The sequence below is a fragment of the Candidatus Enterococcus moelleringii genome, from assembly GCF_017377575.1.
GTDB classification, from domain to species: domain Bacteria; phylum Bacillota; class Bacilli; order Lactobacillales; family Enterococcaceae; genus Enterococcus_A; species Enterococcus_A moelleringii.
Genome location: NZ_JAFREM010000018.1, coordinates 192,227 through 207,520 on the forward strand (window position 1 = coordinate 192,227; position 15,294 = coordinate 207,520).

At 41.6% G+C, this 15,294-nt stretch carries 20 protein-coding genes; 13 read left to right on the plus strand and 7 right to left on the minus strand.

Annotated elements, in window-relative coordinates; all coding sequences use genetic code 11:
* Positions 1–110: 110 nt before the first annotated feature.
* The 5 genes from JZO70_RS12080 to JZO70_RS12100 all read left to right on the plus strand — a co-directional run bounded on the left by JZO70_RS12080 (position 111) and on the right by JZO70_RS12100 (position 5,429).
* Positions 111–932, plus strand: coding sequence for an efflux RND transporter periplasmic adaptor subunit (locus tag JZO70_RS12080; protein ID WP_207673827.1), 822 nt, complete (start codon positions 111–113; stop codon positions 930–932).
* On the plus strand, positions 929–1,615 hold the full coding sequence (locus JZO70_RS12085) for an ABC transporter ATP-binding protein (RefSeq protein ID WP_207673828.1): 687 nt from the start codon (positions 929–931) through the stop codon (positions 1,613–1,615). The genes JZO70_RS12080 and JZO70_RS12085 overlap by 4 nt, the downstream gene beginning before the upstream one ends.
* Positions 1,605–2,825, plus strand: coding sequence for an ABC transporter permease (locus JZO70_RS12090; protein WP_207673829.1), 1,221 nt, complete (start codon positions 1,605–1,607; stop codon positions 2,823–2,825). Before JZO70_RS12085 ends, JZO70_RS12090 begins: the two co-directional genes overlap by 11 nt.
* 643 nt (positions 2,826–3,468) lie before the next feature.
* The gene (locus JZO70_RS12095; RefSeq protein WP_207673830.1) at positions 3,469–4,152 is read left to right on the plus strand and encodes an ABC transporter ATP-binding protein; all 684 of its coding nucleotides are present in this window, start codon (positions 3,469–3,471) and stop codon (positions 4,150–4,152) included.
* A complete protein-coding gene (locus tag JZO70_RS12100) occupies positions 4,149–5,429 on the plus strand; it encodes an ABC transporter permease (protein WP_207673831.1) in 1,281 nt (426 codons plus the stop codon). Before JZO70_RS12095 ends, JZO70_RS12100 begins: the two co-directional genes overlap by 4 nt.
* Positions 5,430–5,625: 196 nt before the next feature.
* Here JZO70_RS12100 and JZO70_RS12105 read toward each other — a convergent pair whose 3' ends face one another.
* Together JZO70_RS12105 and JZO70_RS12110 are read right to left on the minus strand one after the other, a co-directional pair.
* On the minus strand, positions 5,626–6,075 hold the full coding sequence (locus JZO70_RS12105) for a MarR family winged helix-turn-helix transcriptional regulator (protein ID WP_207673832.1): 450 nt from the start codon (positions 6,073–6,075) through the stop codon (positions 5,626–5,628).
* On the minus strand, positions 6,072–6,488 hold the full coding sequence (locus tag JZO70_RS12110) for an SRPBCC family protein (RefSeq protein ID WP_207673833.1): 417 nt from the start codon (positions 6,486–6,488) through the stop codon (positions 6,072–6,074). Before JZO70_RS12110 ends, JZO70_RS12105 begins: the two co-directional genes overlap by 4 nt.
* 174 nt (positions 6,489–6,662) lie before the next feature.
* Here JZO70_RS12110 and JZO70_RS12115 point away from each other — a divergent pair, with 174 nt between their 5' ends.
* Entirely contained in the window at positions 6,663–7,139 is a 477-nt protein-coding gene (locus JZO70_RS12115) for a MarR family winged helix-turn-helix transcriptional regulator (RefSeq protein WP_207673834.1), read from the plus strand.
* Positions 7,140–7,354: 215 nt separating this feature from the next.
* On the opposite strand, the gene JZO70_RS12120 is transcribed toward JZO70_RS12115, so the two are convergent.
* Positions 7,355–7,810: a type II toxin-antitoxin system HicB family antitoxin gene (locus tag JZO70_RS12120; RefSeq protein WP_207673997.1), complete on the minus strand. Its 456-nt coding sequence runs from the start codon at positions 7,808–7,810 to the stop codon at positions 7,355–7,357.
* 346 nt (positions 7,811–8,156) lie between these two features.
* On the opposite strand from JZO70_RS12120, the gene JZO70_RS12125 reads away from it, so the two are divergent.
* From JZO70_RS12125 to JZO70_RS12155, 7 genes are all read left to right on the plus strand, one after another.
* Positions 8,157–9,128: a tRNA dihydrouridine synthase gene (locus tag JZO70_RS12125; protein ID WP_207673835.1), complete on the plus strand. Its 972-nt coding sequence runs from the start codon at positions 8,157–8,159 to the stop codon at positions 9,126–9,128.
* Positions 9,129–9,231: 103 nt separating this feature from the next.
* Entirely contained in the window at positions 9,232–9,963 is a 732-nt protein-coding gene (locus JZO70_RS12130; RefSeq protein WP_207673836.1) for a dihydrofolate reductase family protein, read from the plus strand.
* A 199-nt stretch (positions 9,964–10,162) separates the two neighbouring features.
* Positions 10,163–10,459 (plus strand): type II toxin-antitoxin system RelB/DinJ family antitoxin, encoded by a 297-nt coding sequence (locus JZO70_RS12135; RefSeq protein WP_207673837.1) that lies wholly within the window; start codon positions 10,163–10,165, stop codon positions 10,457–10,459.
* Positions 10,446–10,736: a type II toxin-antitoxin system RelE/ParE family toxin gene (locus JZO70_RS12140; RefSeq protein WP_207673838.1), complete on the plus strand. Its 291-nt coding sequence runs from the start codon at positions 10,446–10,448 to the stop codon at positions 10,734–10,736. The genes JZO70_RS12135 and JZO70_RS12140 overlap by 14 nt, the downstream gene beginning before the upstream one ends.
* A gap of 182 nt (positions 10,737–10,918) precedes the next feature.
* The gene (locus JZO70_RS12145) at positions 10,919–11,185 is read left to right on the plus strand and encodes a type II toxin-antitoxin system RelB/DinJ family antitoxin (protein ID WP_207673839.1); all 267 of its coding nucleotides are present in this window, start codon (positions 10,919–10,921) and stop codon (positions 11,183–11,185) included.
* Positions 11,175–11,462, plus strand: coding sequence for a type II toxin-antitoxin system YafQ family toxin (locus JZO70_RS12150; RefSeq protein ID WP_207673840.1), 288 nt, complete (start codon positions 11,175–11,177; stop codon positions 11,460–11,462). Before JZO70_RS12145 ends, JZO70_RS12150 begins: the two co-directional genes overlap by 11 nt.
* A 23-nt stretch (positions 11,463–11,485) precedes the next feature.
* Positions 11,486–11,710 (plus strand): type II toxin-antitoxin system RelB/DinJ family antitoxin, encoded by a 225-nt coding sequence (locus tag JZO70_RS12155; RefSeq protein ID WP_207673998.1) that lies wholly within the window; start codon positions 11,486–11,488, stop codon positions 11,708–11,710.
* A 112-nt stretch (positions 11,711–11,822) separates the two neighbouring features.
* On the opposite strand, the gene JZO70_RS12160 is transcribed toward JZO70_RS12155, so the two are convergent.
* The 4 genes from JZO70_RS12160 to JZO70_RS12175 form a co-directional block, all read right to left on the minus strand.
* Positions 11,823–12,467 (minus strand): PepSY domain-containing protein, encoded by a 645-nt coding sequence (locus JZO70_RS12160; RefSeq protein ID WP_207673841.1) that lies wholly within the window; start codon positions 12,465–12,467, stop codon positions 11,823–11,825.
* Positions 12,468–12,596: 129 nt separating this feature from the next.
* On the minus strand, positions 12,597–13,955 hold the full coding sequence (locus JZO70_RS12165; RefSeq protein ID WP_242703909.1) for a sensor histidine kinase: 1,359 nt from the start codon (positions 13,953–13,955) through the stop codon (positions 12,597–12,599).
* Positions 13,948–14,652 (minus strand): response regulator transcription factor, encoded by a 705-nt coding sequence (locus JZO70_RS12170; protein WP_207673842.1) that lies wholly within the window; start codon positions 14,650–14,652, stop codon positions 13,948–13,950. Before JZO70_RS12170 ends, JZO70_RS12165 begins: the two co-directional genes overlap by 8 nt.
* A gap of 235 nt (positions 14,653–14,887) precedes the next feature.
* The gene (locus JZO70_RS12175) at positions 14,888–15,235 is read right to left on the minus strand and encodes a ribonuclease G (RefSeq protein ID WP_207674000.1); all 348 of its coding nucleotides are present in this window, start codon (positions 15,233–15,235) and stop codon (positions 14,888–14,890) included.
* Positions 15,236–15,294 lie beyond the last annotated feature (59 nt).

Below are 15,294 nucleotides of genomic sequence, written 5' to 3' on the forward strand. Positions count from 1 at the left end.
AAAAGGTATGTGAAACAGTTGTCAGCAACGAAAAGAAGAAGGTTAATCGGATTTTTACTTCTGAGAAGGTTTAACAACAAATAACTCGAAAAAAGCAAGGAGAGAAATAGATGAAAAAAGTATTAATAGGGATAAGTGCATTAATCATAGCAGGAACCGGGTTCTTTTTGTATCAAAATACGCAAGCAAAAGCCAAAGCAGACACCCAGTCAATCGAATTATATGAGGTGAAGAAACAGACCCCTTTGCATCTAAAAGGACAGGTTCAACCAGTCAGGACACAAACGGTTTTAGTTAATCCTGAAAAAGGATCTGTTCAAACTATTCATGTGAAAAATGGCGATCATGTTTTAAAGGATGCTGAACTTATCACTTATTCTGGAGGCGAGAAAATCAGAGCAACCGATAATGCCATCGTTACCAGCCTAGATGAGGATGCCAAAAACAATCCGCAAAAACCTCTAATGGTTCTAAAGAGTGAAGAAACTATTATTAATGGGACAGTTACCGAATACGATCGTTCACAGGTTAGACTTGAAGAGACAGTAGATATTCAATGTGTTAATGATGAGAAGACTGTTAAGGGAAGAGTCAAGACTATTTCTGAAGTAAATAGCGATTTGAGTGAGACCCAACAAAGCGGTATTGTCAGCTATGATTTTACTGCAGTGCCAGATGAGCCGATTTTAGCTGGTTATTCTGTAGAAGTTCTGATTCCTCGCAACGAGGTTCATTTACCATTAAAGAGTGTGGTTGAACATGGTGGTAACCACTATGTCTATAGTGTCAGCAGTGGTAAGGCTCAGGAGGAATCCGTCACGGTTGAGAAGCGTAAAGGATATTATATTTTACGAGACGGCGTGAGTACAGACGACAAAATTATCAAGGATGCGAGTGATATCAAAGATGGGATGGAAGTGACTGTTGAATGATCGTAATGGAAGGGATCAATAAATACTACCAAGTGGATCAAGAGAAAATCCATGTGCTGAAGGATATTTCACTGACTATTGATGAGCATGAGTTTGTGGCAGTCATGGGTCCTTCTGGTTCAGGCAAGTCTACTTTGATCAATACGATCAGCTTCTTAGACGGAGATTTTGAAGGCTCCTACAAGTTTATGGGTGAGAATGCCTATCGCTACAATGATGAGAAATTATCTGCCTTACGCAACCGGTCAGTGGGTTTTGTCTTCCAATCTTTTCAACTAATTGACAACAATACAATTATGGAAAATGTGGCTTTGCCCTTGTTGTATGGCGGTATGAAGCAGAGCCAGACAGAAGATTTAGTGATGGAGGCCTTGGAGAAGGTGGGAATCGCCGACAAATATAATAAATTGCCTAAGCAGCTCTCGGGTGGGCAGCAGCAGCGGGTCGCAATTGCCCGAGCGATTGTTGGTAATCCGACATTTATAGTAGCCGATGAACCAACGGGAGCGTTAGATAGCCGGACTTCGGTAGAGATCATGAATTTGTTCCAACGCTTAAATGAAGAGGAGAAGGTTACTATTCTAATGGTTACCCATGATCCCGATTCGGCCGCTTATTGCAAACGAACAATTACCGTTAAGGATGGCGAGATATTGGAAGAAGGTGTTCATCATGCGGTTTAGTGAAATTTGGAAGACAGCTTTTAAATCCATCGGAAAGAACAAAAGGCGCAGCTTTCTAACCATGATCGGTTTGGTAATCGGGGTGTCAGCGGTTATCACTGTCTTCTCTATTGGGCGGGCCTTCGAGGGATATATGTCTGATTTTGTTGGCTTAGACCAGTATGAAGGACAAGTATCTATCAACTACGTGCCTAATGATCCAGCCTTTGATGAAAATGGAATAAAAGCCTTCACGGAAGAAGATATTAATAAGATTGAAAATGTAGCGGGTGTCAAAAGTGTAAAGTATGATAATTACTATAGTAACGGTGATTATTATGTGATAAATACCTTTGATGAAGCTGATCAGACATCCAACTCCTACAACTTTTTCAAATTAATTAAGGATGAACAGGGGTCTCCAGTTATTTATGGCCGTTCTATTGAAGCCAGTGATAATGTTAATGAGAATCCGGTAATTGTAATCGATAAGACAACTTCCGAGATTATTCGCGAAGAAAACCCTGAATCACTAGTGGGGCAAACTGTATCATTGGGCGGTCATCGCTATGAAGTAGTGGGGATCATGGCGGATCGGGAGTCAAACGCGTTAATGCAAACGGAAAACGATTTAACCGTAGCTGAAACACCCCAAAATGTGTACGAGAAATATTTTGATACTTATTCGACCAATACGATCTTAGTATCGGTATCTGATGCAGTCAATGTAAAGGACACCAGCAATAAAATTGTTGATACGCTGAAGGATGAAGGCTTTTACAAAGATCAAGGAGTCTATCAAGGTGAGGATCTTGCTGGACAGGTTGATACAATTCGAACTTTATTAACTAGTGTGACCTTATTAGTATCTGTTGTCGGCGGGATTTCATTATTTATCTCTGGTATTGGCGTGATGAACATGATCTATATCTCCGTTTCTGAGCGAACCAAGGAAATCGGAGTACGTCGGGCCATGGGTGGTACTCGTGGCAACGTAATGATGCAGTTTCTATTGGAAGGAATCAGTTTAACTTTGTTAGGCGGCGGGATTGGCTTCCTCTTCTCGGTCCTATTTGGTATTTTAATTAGTATGTTTACGCCGCTAAATGTAGCTCCTGATTTATTTACGATTGTTTTGGCCTTCGGATTGTCCGTCGTCATCGGGATTGTTTTCAGTTGGCTGCCAGCAAAAAGTGCTTCACAAAAAGATATTGTTACGTTGCTGAGGTAGTTAAGAGCTGGGCTGTTGCTGTGGAGTCAGATTTTCTATTAACTGCCTCCATATTAATAGTGTAAAAGACAGCATCACTTATTTTATCTGAGTCAGTTTGGTATAAGGTGAAACTTTGACAAGGATTTTAAGGAAGAATAATAAACGTTTAAGAAAAATATCGTTTTCGCTGATTTTGTTAGCGAAAACGATATTTTTTATATTATAACAAATATAATGAATTTAGCAAAAAATATTATTACGGTTTGTTTGCTGGATAAATGATTTTTTTTGGACGTAAAGGGGGCGGTAACTGCTGACGCAAAAGGTTTTATAGGCTCTTTTTAGGTTGTCCATCCAACTTAAGTCCTAGAAAAAGATAGCGCTCTGGGTGGATAAAAGATAACGGATATAAAGATACAATATAAAAGTGGATAAGCGAGATATAAATGAAAATTAATCAAGCTGCTTTTAGCAGTAAATTCTTGTGCAATCCAGATAGCAGCATCGGAACTTTAGATGTGAGAAAACATGTGGAGGGATTTTATTGGAAAAGAGTATTGATTGAAGGATGACTGTTGGAAAGTTACTCACTGGGAAGAATTGTTTGTAGCAAAAACTAGCAGCAAGCAATTTGTGAATGGTAGTTAAAAGGAGGAAGAATTTGAAGGTTATAGAAGTAGTAAACGTGAAAAAAACGTACGGTTCGGGAGAATCGGAATTTCAAGCATTAAAGGGCGTTAGTTTTAGTATTGAACAAGGCGAATCGGTAGCAATTATTGGAAAGAGCGGGTCAGGCAAATCAACATTGATGCATATTCTAGCGCTATTGGATCAGCCAACTTCAGGAGACATTTTTTTGGCGGGAAAAGACCCAAACCAAATGAGCAAGAACGATCTTAACATGATGCGTAATCAAACTTATGGCTTTGTTTTTCAGCAATTCTTTATGAATTCAGAGGATACAGTTTTGGAAAATGTCATCTTACCATTGAAGATAGCTGGAGTAGGCAAACAGGAACGTAAGCAGGCGGCAATCGAGGCCTTAACCTCAGTTGGCTTGGCGGAAAAAATCAACAACAAAGCCAATGATTTATCAGGGGGACAAAAACAGCGGGTATGTATTGCTAGGGCCTTAGTCAATCAGCCAGATATTATCTTTGCAGATGAGCCTACTGGGAATTTGGATACAGCTACCGGCGAACGGATTGAAAATCTGTTGTTCAACTTGAATAAGGAAAAAAATATTACGTTGATTATTGTGACCCACGATGAAGACCTTGCGGAAAGATGTGACCGCCAAATTTATATCAAAGATGGTCTAATCATGAAGGAGGCTATCGCATGAAATTTATAGATATTATTCAATCGGCTAGCTCAAACCTTTGGCGGAATAAAGGACGAACGATTTTGACTATCATTGCCATCTTTATTGGGGCATTTACCATTTCTTTAACTAGTGGTGTAAATAGTGGGATCAATAGTTACTTGGATCAACAGCTTCGGGAAGCGGGAAGCAAAGACACCTTGATGATCACTCCTGAGAGCTTATCAAATGGTAAGGCGCTGCTGCAATCGAAACCGAAAGAGTATTCACCGGACAGTGTGACCGATATTAGAGAAAGCTACTTGACCGATCAGGATGTCAGCGATATTAAAAATATGGACAATATTGAGAAAGCTGAACCTTTTTATCGGAGTTCACCAGACTATATTCAAGGAGATACCAACAAGAAATACTTGGTTACGACAGCAAGTAAAACAGATGTAGAAATCAGCCTTGAAGCGGGACGAGCAGTAACTGGGAACACGACAGATTATGAAGTTGCCTTGGCCCCAGAGTACGTTGAAAGTCTAGGTTACTCTTCTGCGGAAGACGCCGTAGGTAAAACAGTCAAGTTAGGAGTCACCAGCCAGGCAAGTGGTGAACAAGAGACAGTAGAAGCGAAAATTGTCGGTGTTCGAAATGTCAGCTTGACGCAGCAAGGAAGATCGATTATTAGTAAAGGTTTGGCAAGTAAAATTGTTGAGATGAGTGAATCAGGGATGCCTGAATCAATGAAGCATCACCATGCAACAATATTTGCTGAAATGAAGAAAGGTTTATCAGCTGAGCAAATGACTGCAGTAAAGAAACAGCTAGAAGACGCTGGATATGCAGCACAAACGGTAGAGGATGAAATGGTCATGATTCGTCAACTGGTTAACGCGGTTACCGGGGTATTAACCTTGTTTGCAGCCATCGCTCTGCTTGCAGCTAGTTTTGGGATTATCAACACACTGTATATGTCGGTCCAAGATCGCACGCGGGAAATTGGTTTGATGAAGGCAATGGGTATGAGTGGCGGAAAAGTTTTCTTAACCTTTAGTATTGAAGCATTATTGATCGGCTTCTGGGGTGGATTGTTAGGCATCGGCGGCGCCGTAGCAGTAGGTCATTTTCTAAACGACTTAGCTGTCAGCACCTTCTTAGATGGGCTAACTGGTTTTACGTTGATTCAATTCTCTTTTTTTAACATGATAGTCATTATACTGATTATTATGCTAATTGCCTTTTTGGCTGGAACATTACCAGCCAATCGCGCAGCTCGGTTAGATCCGATTAATGCGTTGAGGTATGAGTAGGGAGATTAGGGCGCTAGATAGAAGTTAGTTAGGTACAGCTTTCCCCACTGATTCAGTGAAGAATGATTGTTATAAGTGGGGAAGAGAGAGTGTTCAACTATTACTTTAATGTGATTGTTGGGAGCGCTAGATGGTAGAGTGGCTGAGCTGATAACTCAAACTAAAGTATCAGCTCAGTCTATTTCAACTTCTATTCCTACTCCTCAGCTAACCTGTGCAGCATATGATTAAAGCTCTCCCGATCCTCCGCCAACTTCCCAAAAAATTGCAGGTCAATTTCTTCAACAATCTTCAAGGCTTGCTTCATGATCGCCAATCCATCTTGGGTCAGTTCGACCTTTTTAGCCCGTGAATCGTTGATCGAAGGGGTTCTCTTTACCAGCTCTTTTTTCTCCAAGTTTTTGATGATCGTGGAAGCGGTCATGACATCAATGTCGGAGGTCTCGGCAATTACTACCTGTGTGGCTTCTTGGTCGTTTTGCGATAGGTGTCCTAAAGAAGCCAGCACAACGAATTGCGGATGGGTTAATCCGATTTCGGCTAAGTCTGTCTTAATGGTTCGATGCCAAATATTGTAGACGCGGATAAAGGAGAACCCAATCGACTGCTCCGAATTGTCCGCGTACTTTGAAGGGAAGCGGCTCATTTCGCTGCCTCAACTAAAGCAAACACGGCTGCCGGAACATCTTGGAATATTTTAGCGATAAACGGAGCAGTTTCTTTTTTCTCTTCACCATTTTCAGTGGTAAACTCAACAGAATGCCGAATAATAGTTTGATCATTTTCCTGCTCTAATTGATGGTGAAAAGCAATCGTTCCCATGCCAGGAATGGTTGTTTCGTCGGTAAAGTGCTCATTCTCTTTAACCGAAGTGAGTAAAAAGCGCATAGGTGGTTGTTCACCAAGGGTCATTTCACCTTTAGTCCCTGTTGCGAAATCACCATCCAAAGAAATCGATTTTAATTGTTCCTCCCATTGATACCATTTTTCAGTGTTGGCATACAAAGGCCAAATTTCCTGCGGTGTTAGGTTCGTTTTAAGCTCAAAGCTGAATTTCATCGAATCTCTCCTTTTTTTAATAAGTATACATATAATATAAACACTTATTAAACGGATGTCAATGAGCCAGCTAGAAAATTTTAAAAGTAGTGGCGCCTCTTTAGGGTATCTGTACTGAAAAACATGACTGATTTTGTGCTATCATAGTCAGTATAATGATCACGGAGGCGACCTATGGAGGACAATCAACGTTTATTTCTAATCTCGCAAACTTACGCAACGCTTTTTTCGGTAACCAACAAAATTCAAACCGCTGGCGATGACGCGATTGATGGGCTGACCTCGCGGCAAATGATGGCCTTCATCGCGATTGCCCATCTGCCAGAAGGCGGCGCCAGCTTAAATGCGATTGCATCAAAACTTGGAGCCACCAAACAAAGCACGGCTCAGATTATTAATAACCTGAAGGGTAAAGGCTATCTTCAGGCGGAAAAAAATGCGGCGGATGGTCGTTCCGTCAATCTCGTCATCACCGAGACAGGCAAAGAAGTGTTTGCCAAAAGCGGTGAGCAAGGCTGGGACTTTTTACAACGGCTGTTTCGGGAATTTTCTGATGAAGAGCTGGAGCTTCTTTGGAAATTATTGAAGAAGGTTTACGAATTTGATGGGAAGAAGCAGGATGGGTTTGAAGCTGAGGGGCGGGAAATTTAGGCTATTGATAAATAAACGGAAGAGAGATCTTTTTTTCTTCTATTGTTTTGCCATCATAGAAACCACTCTTTGTATTCGTTTTTAATTTTGCTATAAAAGAAAAAACTGTAGACAGCATCCCTTTTTGGGACTTTGTCTACAGTCTGAGAGAAACGAAAATATCGTTTCTCTTTTTGTATGCCACATGCTTAAAATTCAAAATATACCGGATCGATCTATACACCGACTTTCTTTTCAGCGATAGCTTCTGTTAGAGTCTTTGAAAAGTTTAGATTCAGTTCTTTTCCAATCCTATCCGCCCATTTAGGGATAACCAAAGTCTTTTTCACCGGATCGTTACTGCCAAGATATTCAGACAAGTCAACACTGACCATAGATATAAATGATTGTTCGGTATCGTATTCCAGTGTAAAGTCGGGATCATCCTTAAAAGGATTATTCTGCTCTAAAGATAGAGAACTAATCAAAGAGGGTTTAGGCAATTCACGATCTTCTTCAATATCATCCGCTAATAAAATCCCTAAATAATCGGACGCCATTTCCAAGGATTCCGAAATCGTAGAACCACTAGTACCACTCGTATTTGGGAAATCTGGAAAGAAAACAGAGAAACCTTTTTCATAACCTTCACTATTTTCGTAATAAAATAAAGCTGGATAAGAAACAAGCATCATTTATTCTCCTTTCTTTTAACGAAGCTTAGCAGAGTTATTTCAACCCTGCTTGCTTCAAAATACCGTGTTCTGTTCCTTTCGGTAATTTCTGAGGAACAATTATTATTCTATCATAGTACGTAGAGTACGTGGTGCAAACATCTTTGATCGTATCTTTAAGATAATCCTTACTCATTTTCGATTCTATTAAAAAGAAAAAAGTGTAAGCAGTATCCATTTTTGGTGACTTTGCTTACAGTCTTTTTCCTTCTATATAAATAGCCGCAAACTCTCCCCGTTGCTTCTTTTCCACATTCCTAGTACAATAACTATGTTTTTGGAGTGTGAATTAGGAGGATATATAATGAAGGAAAATTTTTGGGCTGAACTGCCAAAGCCCTTTTTTATTTTAGCACCAATGGAAGATGTGACGGACGTGGTCTTTCGCCATGTCGTGAAGGAAGCCGGCGCGCCGGATGTCTTCTTTACGGAATTTACCAACTCGGATAGTTTTTGTCATCCAGATGGAATAGAAAGTGTCCGCGGCCGTTTGACCTTTACCGAAGATGAACAGCCGATGGTGGCCCATATTTGGGGTGACAAGCCGGAATTCTATCGCGAGATGAGCATCAGTTTGGCGGAAATGGGCTTTAAGGGAGTCGACCTGAATATGGGTTGTCCTGTGCCGAATGTCGCTGAACGAGGAAAGGGTAGTGGCCTGATTTTGCGTCCCGAAGTTGCGGCGGAATTGATCGAAGCAGCCAAAGCCGGCGGACTGCCGGTCAGCGTGAAGACGCGATTAGGTTTTACCGAGATGGACGAAATGGAAGCATGGATCAGTCACCTGTTGAAGCAGGACGTTGCCAATCTTTCGGTTCATTTGCGGACTCGCAAGGAAATGAGTAAGGCGGACGCTCATTGGGAGGTTATTCCTAAGATCGTTGCGTTGCGGGATGAACTTGCGCCCAACACCTTGATCACCATTAACGGCGACATTGCCGATCGTCAAATGGGTCTAGAGCTGGCGGAAAAATACGGCGTTGATGGCATCATGATCGGCCGCGGCATTTTCAAGAATCCTTATGCCTTTGAAAAAGAACCAAAAGAGCATACGCCAGAGGAACTGATTGGCTTGCTGCAGCTGCAGTTGGATTTGCAGGATAAATTTTCTGAAATGGTTCCTCGTTCGATTGTCGGCTTGCATCGCTTCTTCAAAATTTATGTCAAAGGATTCCCTGGAGCCAATGATCTGCGAGTGCGGCTGATGAATACCAAGTCAACCGACGAAGTACGAGAAATTCTGGCCGAGTTCCATCAGAAAGCCGAAGTTCATTAAGAAAACCTTAAGAGGGCCGCGACTACCATTTCAGCTATTGCCTTAACGTCTAGGTGAAGGGATAGACTTAGTCTATAAAATAGTTAGAAATGGAGTGGAGAAAATGAACCGACCGTATATTTTTTGTCATATGATTACTTCCATCGATGGGAAAATTGATGGCACCCACAAGAGCATCCCTGCCCGGGGCGAAAATGCTTTTGACTTTTACCAACTTGCTTTTGGCGAGGACGCTTATTACCACTTGGACGGCTGGCTATCTGGCCGCGCTACCTCGGAAGCAGCATTCACTAAAGGCATGCAACCGATGATCGACGAAAACGCCGCGCCTGTACCTGATGGCGACTACATCGCCAAAACCGATCTGACTAAGTATTATGTTTCCATTGATCCTTCCGGCAAGCTGGGCTGGGAAACCAACAGCATCCAGTACCGTGACACAGAAGCCCATGTGATCGAAGTGCTGACGGAAAAAGCCAGCAACGGCTACAAGGCAATGCTGCGGAGTTTGGAAATTTCCTATATCATTGCTGGGGAAGAGTTGCTGGATTATGAGCAGCTGCTGAGCAAACTAAAGGAACAATTCAAGATCGAAACCTTGATGCTGGGGGGTGGCGGTGTGCTGAACTGGTCCTTCATCCAAGCTGGATTTTGCGATGAGGTTAGTATGCTAATTGCACCTTTTGCGGACGGTTCGGCTCAAACTCACGCCTTGTTCCAAACCAAAGAAGGCATGACTGAAGATATTCCGGTGGCCTTTGACCTGGAGCACGTGGAAAAACGCGACAACGGCGCAGTTTGGCTGCGGTATAAAGTGATCGGGAAAGTAGAATAAAGTTAACAGCCGCTGGATTGTGACCTTTGAGAAGGTTGTGGTCTGGCGGTTTTTTAAGGATTATTGATAGCGCTTAGGTAAGGTATAATAAAATGAAATTTCTTTTTTATCATCATTCATGGTGTTGAACATCGTATACAATAGTATACATAAGTGCTTATTTGTGTTAAGATTGCATTAACAAGATAGGAGGATTATCATGGCAACGATAAGAATTGATGACGATTTAAAAAAAGAAGCGGATGAAATGTTTGACGAAGTCGGGCTGAATACCTCTGTCGCTGTAAAAATGTTTTTAACAAAATTCGTGAAAACTGGCAAGTTTCCCTTCGAAATTGAAACGGTGAACTACAGGCCAAATGACGATACTATCCAAGCGTTTAAAGAGACAGAAGATATGATAAAAAAAGATGATTTAGTTAACGATGAAGACCTGAATAGTTATTTCGACCGGATGAAGAAAGAAGCAGCTGAGGAAAGTCATGCTGAATTATAAAACAACTAAACGCTTCGATAAAGATTTGAAAAAGCTAATTAAGCAAGGTAAACCAATTGAAAAGTTACAAGTCGCTATGGAGCTGTTAATCGAAGAAAAGAACCTTAGTAGTGAGTTCAAGCTGCATCCATTAGAACCTAAAAATCAAATTCCTAAACGTTGGGACATCCATATCGGAGGAAGAAATAGCGATTGGGTCTTGATTTATTATTACGACATCACGCATAGCACGATTATTTTTGAACGAACCGGTAGTCATTCAGAGCTGTTTAAGTAAAATATAAAGTAATCGGTAAATAAAATAGAAAAATTAAATTAGCCGCTGGATTGCGACCTTTGAGAAGGTTGTGGTCTGGCGGTTTTTTGCTGTATGTAAACATAATCAAAATCAAAACACAAAACTATTGTCAAGGGATGTACAACGTGCTAACATTGGGGTAATAAAGGAGAGTGATAAAAATGGCTGCTACTGGACGATTAAGTATGAGAATAGATGAAGATTTAAAAAAAGAGGCTTCGGAGTTATACCAGAATATGGGGATGGATCTAAGTACTGCTATCACAATTTTTCTAAAAAAAAGTGTGAATGAACAAGCCTTGCCTTTTGAAGTTTCATATACGCCAAAACATATTGCACAAGCGCTTAGAGAAGTGGAAATTGGAGAAACTAAAACATATAGTTCTGTGGAAGACTTAATGAAGGATTTAAACAGCGATGAAGATTAAAACTATTAAATCAACTCCAACTTTTGAGCGTGATTATAAATCATTAAAGAAGAAGCACTACAATATGGATAAACTCGAAAAAGCGATTGTACATCTATCAAATAGGGATACTGAAATACTTAGAAGAAAATATAAAGACCACGCTTTGAAGGGCCATCTAAATGGTTTGAGGGAGTTGCATATAGAAGGCGATTGGTTGTTAATGTACCAGATCAAAAACGATATACTAGAACTGCTGTTAATTGCAACGGGATCACATGACCATATTTTTAGATAAAATGATTTTTTGCGGAAGTCGGACTGACCACTTCTGCGGCTGTAGAAATCTTTTTGGCCAAATTTGTCGAATCCGGCAAATTTCCTTTCCAAATCGAAGTAATGGACTACCAACCCAATGATGAGACGAAAAAGTCTTTTGAAGAAACCGAAGAGATGCGTAAAACCTCTGATTTAATGAACGATGAAGACTTAACCAGCTATTTTGAACGGATGAAAAATGAAGCAGCTGAGGAAGTCGTAAAATAGAATAAACAAATCGGCGGCTAGATTGCAAAGTGATCTAGCTGCTGATTTTTTGCGTAAGAAAAAAGCACTCCCAATTAGGAATGCTTTAAGTATATCCATCTGCATTTGCTTTTTAATCGTCCACTTCAGTTTCTAACACATTACCAGATTGAGCGTCAATCGACACATTCACTTCCCGGGAGCCGTCACGAACCGAAACTTCCCAATAGGTAGTAGACAATTCTTTTTCCAATGACCATTCGTTGATGGTGCCGTTTGGAACTTCACTTAAGGCAATCTGATTAATTTCATCCAATGACAACAGGTTATCCAAGTTCAAGCTTTCTTGTCTGCGTTCCACGCCGTCTCTTTCGTCATTGTCCAAGGCTTCTTCCCGATCCAACTTAAATTCACCATTGTTGGCGTCAATGTCGATCTCGTATTCCGTATTGTCGTCCACACCGGTAACTTCGTAGTAGAAGTTGCCCAAGCGATCATTGATATCAATCCCAGTAATGTCGCTGTCCGGATACTGTTCCTGATAAATGCTGATTGCATCAGCTAAAGAAATCGCAAAAGCATCCGCCCCCGTAGTATTTGTTGCAGTATTTGAGCTGTTGGCAGTGGATGTGCCTGAAGTTGCTTGGCTATTCGCTGAACTACTGCTTGTGGTATTGGTGTTTGTATTGGATTCCAAATTTTGATTGTTCGGACCGCACCCCGCTAATAAAACGCCCATTCCGCCTAGTGCTAATAAAGTCATCATTGTTTTTTTCATATTTACCATTCCTTTCGATATGTTCCTCGTGTTGTTCTTTTCTATACCCTTATTATGGAGGAATTCTCGCGTTAAATCTCTCTACCTACGTGAAGAAAAAATGAAAAAAACTTCATAAACCGGATCTGACTACGTTTGCGGGAAGGTAACAACAAAAACAGCCCCCTGTGGTTGGCAATCTTTGACTTCAATGCTTCCTTGATAAAGCTGGACTAACTGCTTAACAATCGCTAAGCCAACGCCGCTGCCGGGAATCGCACTGGAGCGGGACTGATCCAGGCGATAAAAACGCTCAAAAATTCGTTCCTTCTCCGCATCTGGAATCGTTTGGCCAGTGTTGCTGACAGAGAAGGTGACTTTCTTACCATCTTGTGTCAGGTCAATGGCGATAAAACCGTCTGCCGGCGTATACTTAACGGCATTCTCGATTAAGTTCTTCATAATTTGGTAAAAGTGTTCCTTGTTGCCAATCAATTCAACATTGGACTCAACATGAACCTCGATTTTTTGCGTATCCGACGGAAATTCTGCCAAGATACTTTCGATAATCCCCGACAGCTGCACTTTTTCTCGAATCAACAGGTTTTTCTTCTCCCGATCCAGAATCAGCAGCTGCTGGGTGAGGGTCTCCATCCGTTTTGATTCGGTATCAATGAACTTCAACGATTTCGGGATCACCTCGGGATGTTCTTCACCCCGGCGCTTGATCAGATTGATGTGGCCGCGAATCGCAGCCACCGGCGTTTTCAATTCGTGAGAGGCATCGGTAATAAACTGCTGCTCTCGTTCAATCAGCTGCTTTTGCGTGTCCAGCAGTTGATTGAAGGATTTAGCAACATTATTTACTTCAATCGGATTTTCCGGTTCAGTCAAAGGCTGCTCCAGCTGCAGGTCACCAGCCAATTGTTGAATTTCCTGATTCATGACGATCAACGGTGAACTTACGCGTTTGGAAAAACGGTAAATAATCGTCGTTCCCACAATCATAATTGCTAAAGAAAGCAAGGCCACCCAGCCAACTAAGGTCATCAAAATATCCAGGTGATCCTCCATGCTGGTAAAAATAGCAACTTTGGTGGTGCCCACGGAAAACTGCTTTAAATAGTAGGGGTCGTCGCCGTCCCAAAGAATTTCCGGCAAAAAGAACACCTGGTTCAAGTCATTAAATCGATTATACAAAGGGTAAGCCTCGCTGGAATACACAGTGCTGCCATCTGCAATCGAAACCCGAATGTAGTAACGAGGATCATCAGCAGCAATATACAGCTGCAGCGTGTCCTTCCAGGCCTGATTCGTTTGAGTATCCACTTGGGAAAGAGCATCCTCAATCGCTTCCGTTTCGCCGCGGGTGGACTCGTACAATCGAAAGGCAGTCACGCTAAGAATCAAGGTGCTCAATAAGATAACCAGCACCAATAAAATACCGCTGAACCGACTGGCTAATTGAAATTGCAGCGTCTTTTTATTTTCCCGATACCACTTATTCATAATTTTTCCTCAGCACGTAACCCACACCGCGAACCGTTTGAATCAAACGGGGATGGTCGGCGTCGTCTAGTTTGTTTCGCAGTGCCCTAATATAAACATCCACCGTATTGGTTTGGCCGAAATACTCATAACCCCAAACGGTATTCAATAATTCATCCCGTGACAGAACTTCCTCGGGCGTTTTGATCAGTTCGTAAAGCAAATCAAATTCCTTTTGAGTCAGCTCAATTTCCTGGCCGTCTCTAGTCACTAGTCGTTTGGCCACGTCTAAATGAAGATCCTCGTAATCATACAGCAAGGACTCCGCCTGCATCGCCTGAATTTGTTTTTGCCGGCGAATAATTACGCGAATCCGAGCCAACAGCTCTTCGATTTCAAAAGGCTTCGTAATATAATCATCCGCTCCTGCATCTAAACCGGTGATTTTATCTCCCAACTGATCGCGGGCGGTCATCATAATGATGGGCACCTGGCTGCGACGGCGAATTTTGCGCCCAACCGTCAAGCCGTCAATCTTCGGCAGCATCCAATCCAAGAGCAGAAGGGTGATCTCGCTCTGATGCTCATCAAACAGGTCTAACGCCTGTTGCCCATCACGGGCGATCAGCACCTGATAATCCTCATACTTCAATTCTTCAGAAATAAAACTTGCCAGACTTTCTTCGTCCTCAACAAGTAAAATCGTCACTTCGCTCATGATCGAACCTCCTTTATTTAAGAGTAGCGGCTGCTGGGTTTACGGTCAATCACTTCTTGATGAAAAATTCTTCATAAAATAAGGAAGGCTTCGCTTAATGCCTCCAACGCTAGTTTGGGAAACCGGACACCGTTAACTCAGATTCAACAAACTTTCTAACGGTGAAACAGGCACCTCTTTTTTTTCAACCACAAAAAAACGGATTTCTTATCAGCTAAGAAATCCGTCACAAGTTTTAATAATTATAGTAGTCGTTCACAAAAACTGAAACTAGTGCTGCGATAAACACAAAGTAAAGAACAATAAAAATAATAGCAATCACAAATGCGACTAATCCAGCTCGATTCCAAGATTTTTGCACCGCTTGAAAAATTTCGATATCTTTATGGTCACACTTTTGCCATGCCCATTCATTGCCCTTAAATCCGCACACAAAAACCCAGATAATGTTAAACACTGGGACTAGGCATAATAACGGCAAGTAGCTCTTGTTCCCAAATCCCCAAGTAATATTAAACATAAAGGCGCCCCAGTTCCAGCCCTTGATTTCGTCAGGGATAATTCCCAATGATTCTTCATCCATCATACAAAACAACTCCTTCTCATTTTATTAGTCTAAGAACTAATAAAGAAATTTTATCA

Bases quoted from the DNA above. Each gene is read 5' to 3' on its own strand.
- JZO70_RS12115 (WP_207673834.1), top strand. From the start codon at position 6,663: ATGGAGGACAATCAACGTTTATTTCTAATCTCGCAAACTTACGCAACG.
- JZO70_RS12145 (WP_207673839.1), top strand. From the start codon at position 10,919: ATGGCTGCTACTGGACGATTAAGTATGAGAATAGATGAAGATTTAAAA.
- JZO70_RS12160 (WP_207673841.1), bottom strand. From the start codon at position 12,467: ATGAAAAAAACAATGATGACTTTATTAGCACTAGGCGGAATGGGCGTT.
- JZO70_RS12080 (WP_207673827.1), top strand. From the start codon at position 111: ATGAAAAAAGTATTAATAGGGATAAGTGCATTAATCATAGCAGGAACC.
- JZO70_RS12165 (WP_242703909.1), bottom strand. From the start codon at position 13,955: ATGAATAAGTGGTATCGGGAAAATAAAAAGACGCTGCAATTTCAATTA.
- JZO70_RS12170 (WP_207673842.1), bottom strand. From the start codon at position 14,652: ATGAGCGAAGTGACGATTTTACTTGTTGAGGACGAAGAAAGTCTGGCA.
- JZO70_RS12140 (WP_207673838.1), top strand. From the start codon at position 10,446: ATGCTGAATTATAAAACAACTAAACGCTTCGATAAAGATTTGAAAAAG.
- JZO70_RS12135 (WP_207673837.1), top strand. From the start codon at position 10,163: ATGGCAACGATAAGAATTGATGACGATTTAAAAAAAGAAGCGGATGAA.
- JZO70_RS12150 (WP_207673840.1), top strand. From the start codon at position 11,175: ATGAAGATTAAAACTATTAAATCAACTCCAACTTTTGAGCGTGATTAT.
- JZO70_RS12110 (WP_207673833.1), bottom strand. From the start codon at position 6,488: ATGAAATTCAGCTTTGAGCTTAAAACGAACCTAACACCGCAGGAAATT.
- JZO70_RS12125 (WP_207673835.1), top strand. From the start codon at position 8,157: ATGAAGGAAAATTTTTGGGCTGAACTGCCAAAGCCCTTTTTTATTTTA.
- JZO70_RS12085 (WP_207673828.1), top strand. From the start codon at position 929: ATGATCGTAATGGAAGGGATCAATAAATACTACCAAGTGGATCAAGAG.
- JZO70_RS12090 (WP_207673829.1), top strand. From the start codon at position 1,605: ATGCGGTTTAGTGAAATTTGGAAGACAGCTTTTAAATCCATCGGAAAG.
- JZO70_RS12175 (WP_207674000.1), bottom strand. From the start codon at position 15,235: ATGGATGAAGAATCATTGGGAATTATCCCTGACGAAATCAAGGGCTGG.
- JZO70_RS12120 (WP_207673997.1), bottom strand. From the start codon at position 7,810: ATGCTTGTTTCTTATCCAGCTTTATTTTATTACGAAAATAGTGAAGGT.
- JZO70_RS12130 (WP_207673836.1), top strand. From the start codon at position 9,232: ATGAACCGACCGTATATTTTTTGTCATATGATTACTTCCATCGATGGG.
- JZO70_RS12100 (WP_207673831.1), top strand. From the start codon at position 4,149: ATGAAATTTATAGATATTATTCAATCGGCTAGCTCAAACCTTTGGCGG.
- JZO70_RS12105 (WP_207673832.1), bottom strand. From the start codon at position 6,075: ATGAGCCGCTTCCCTTCAAAGTACGCGGACAATTCGGAGCAGTCGATT.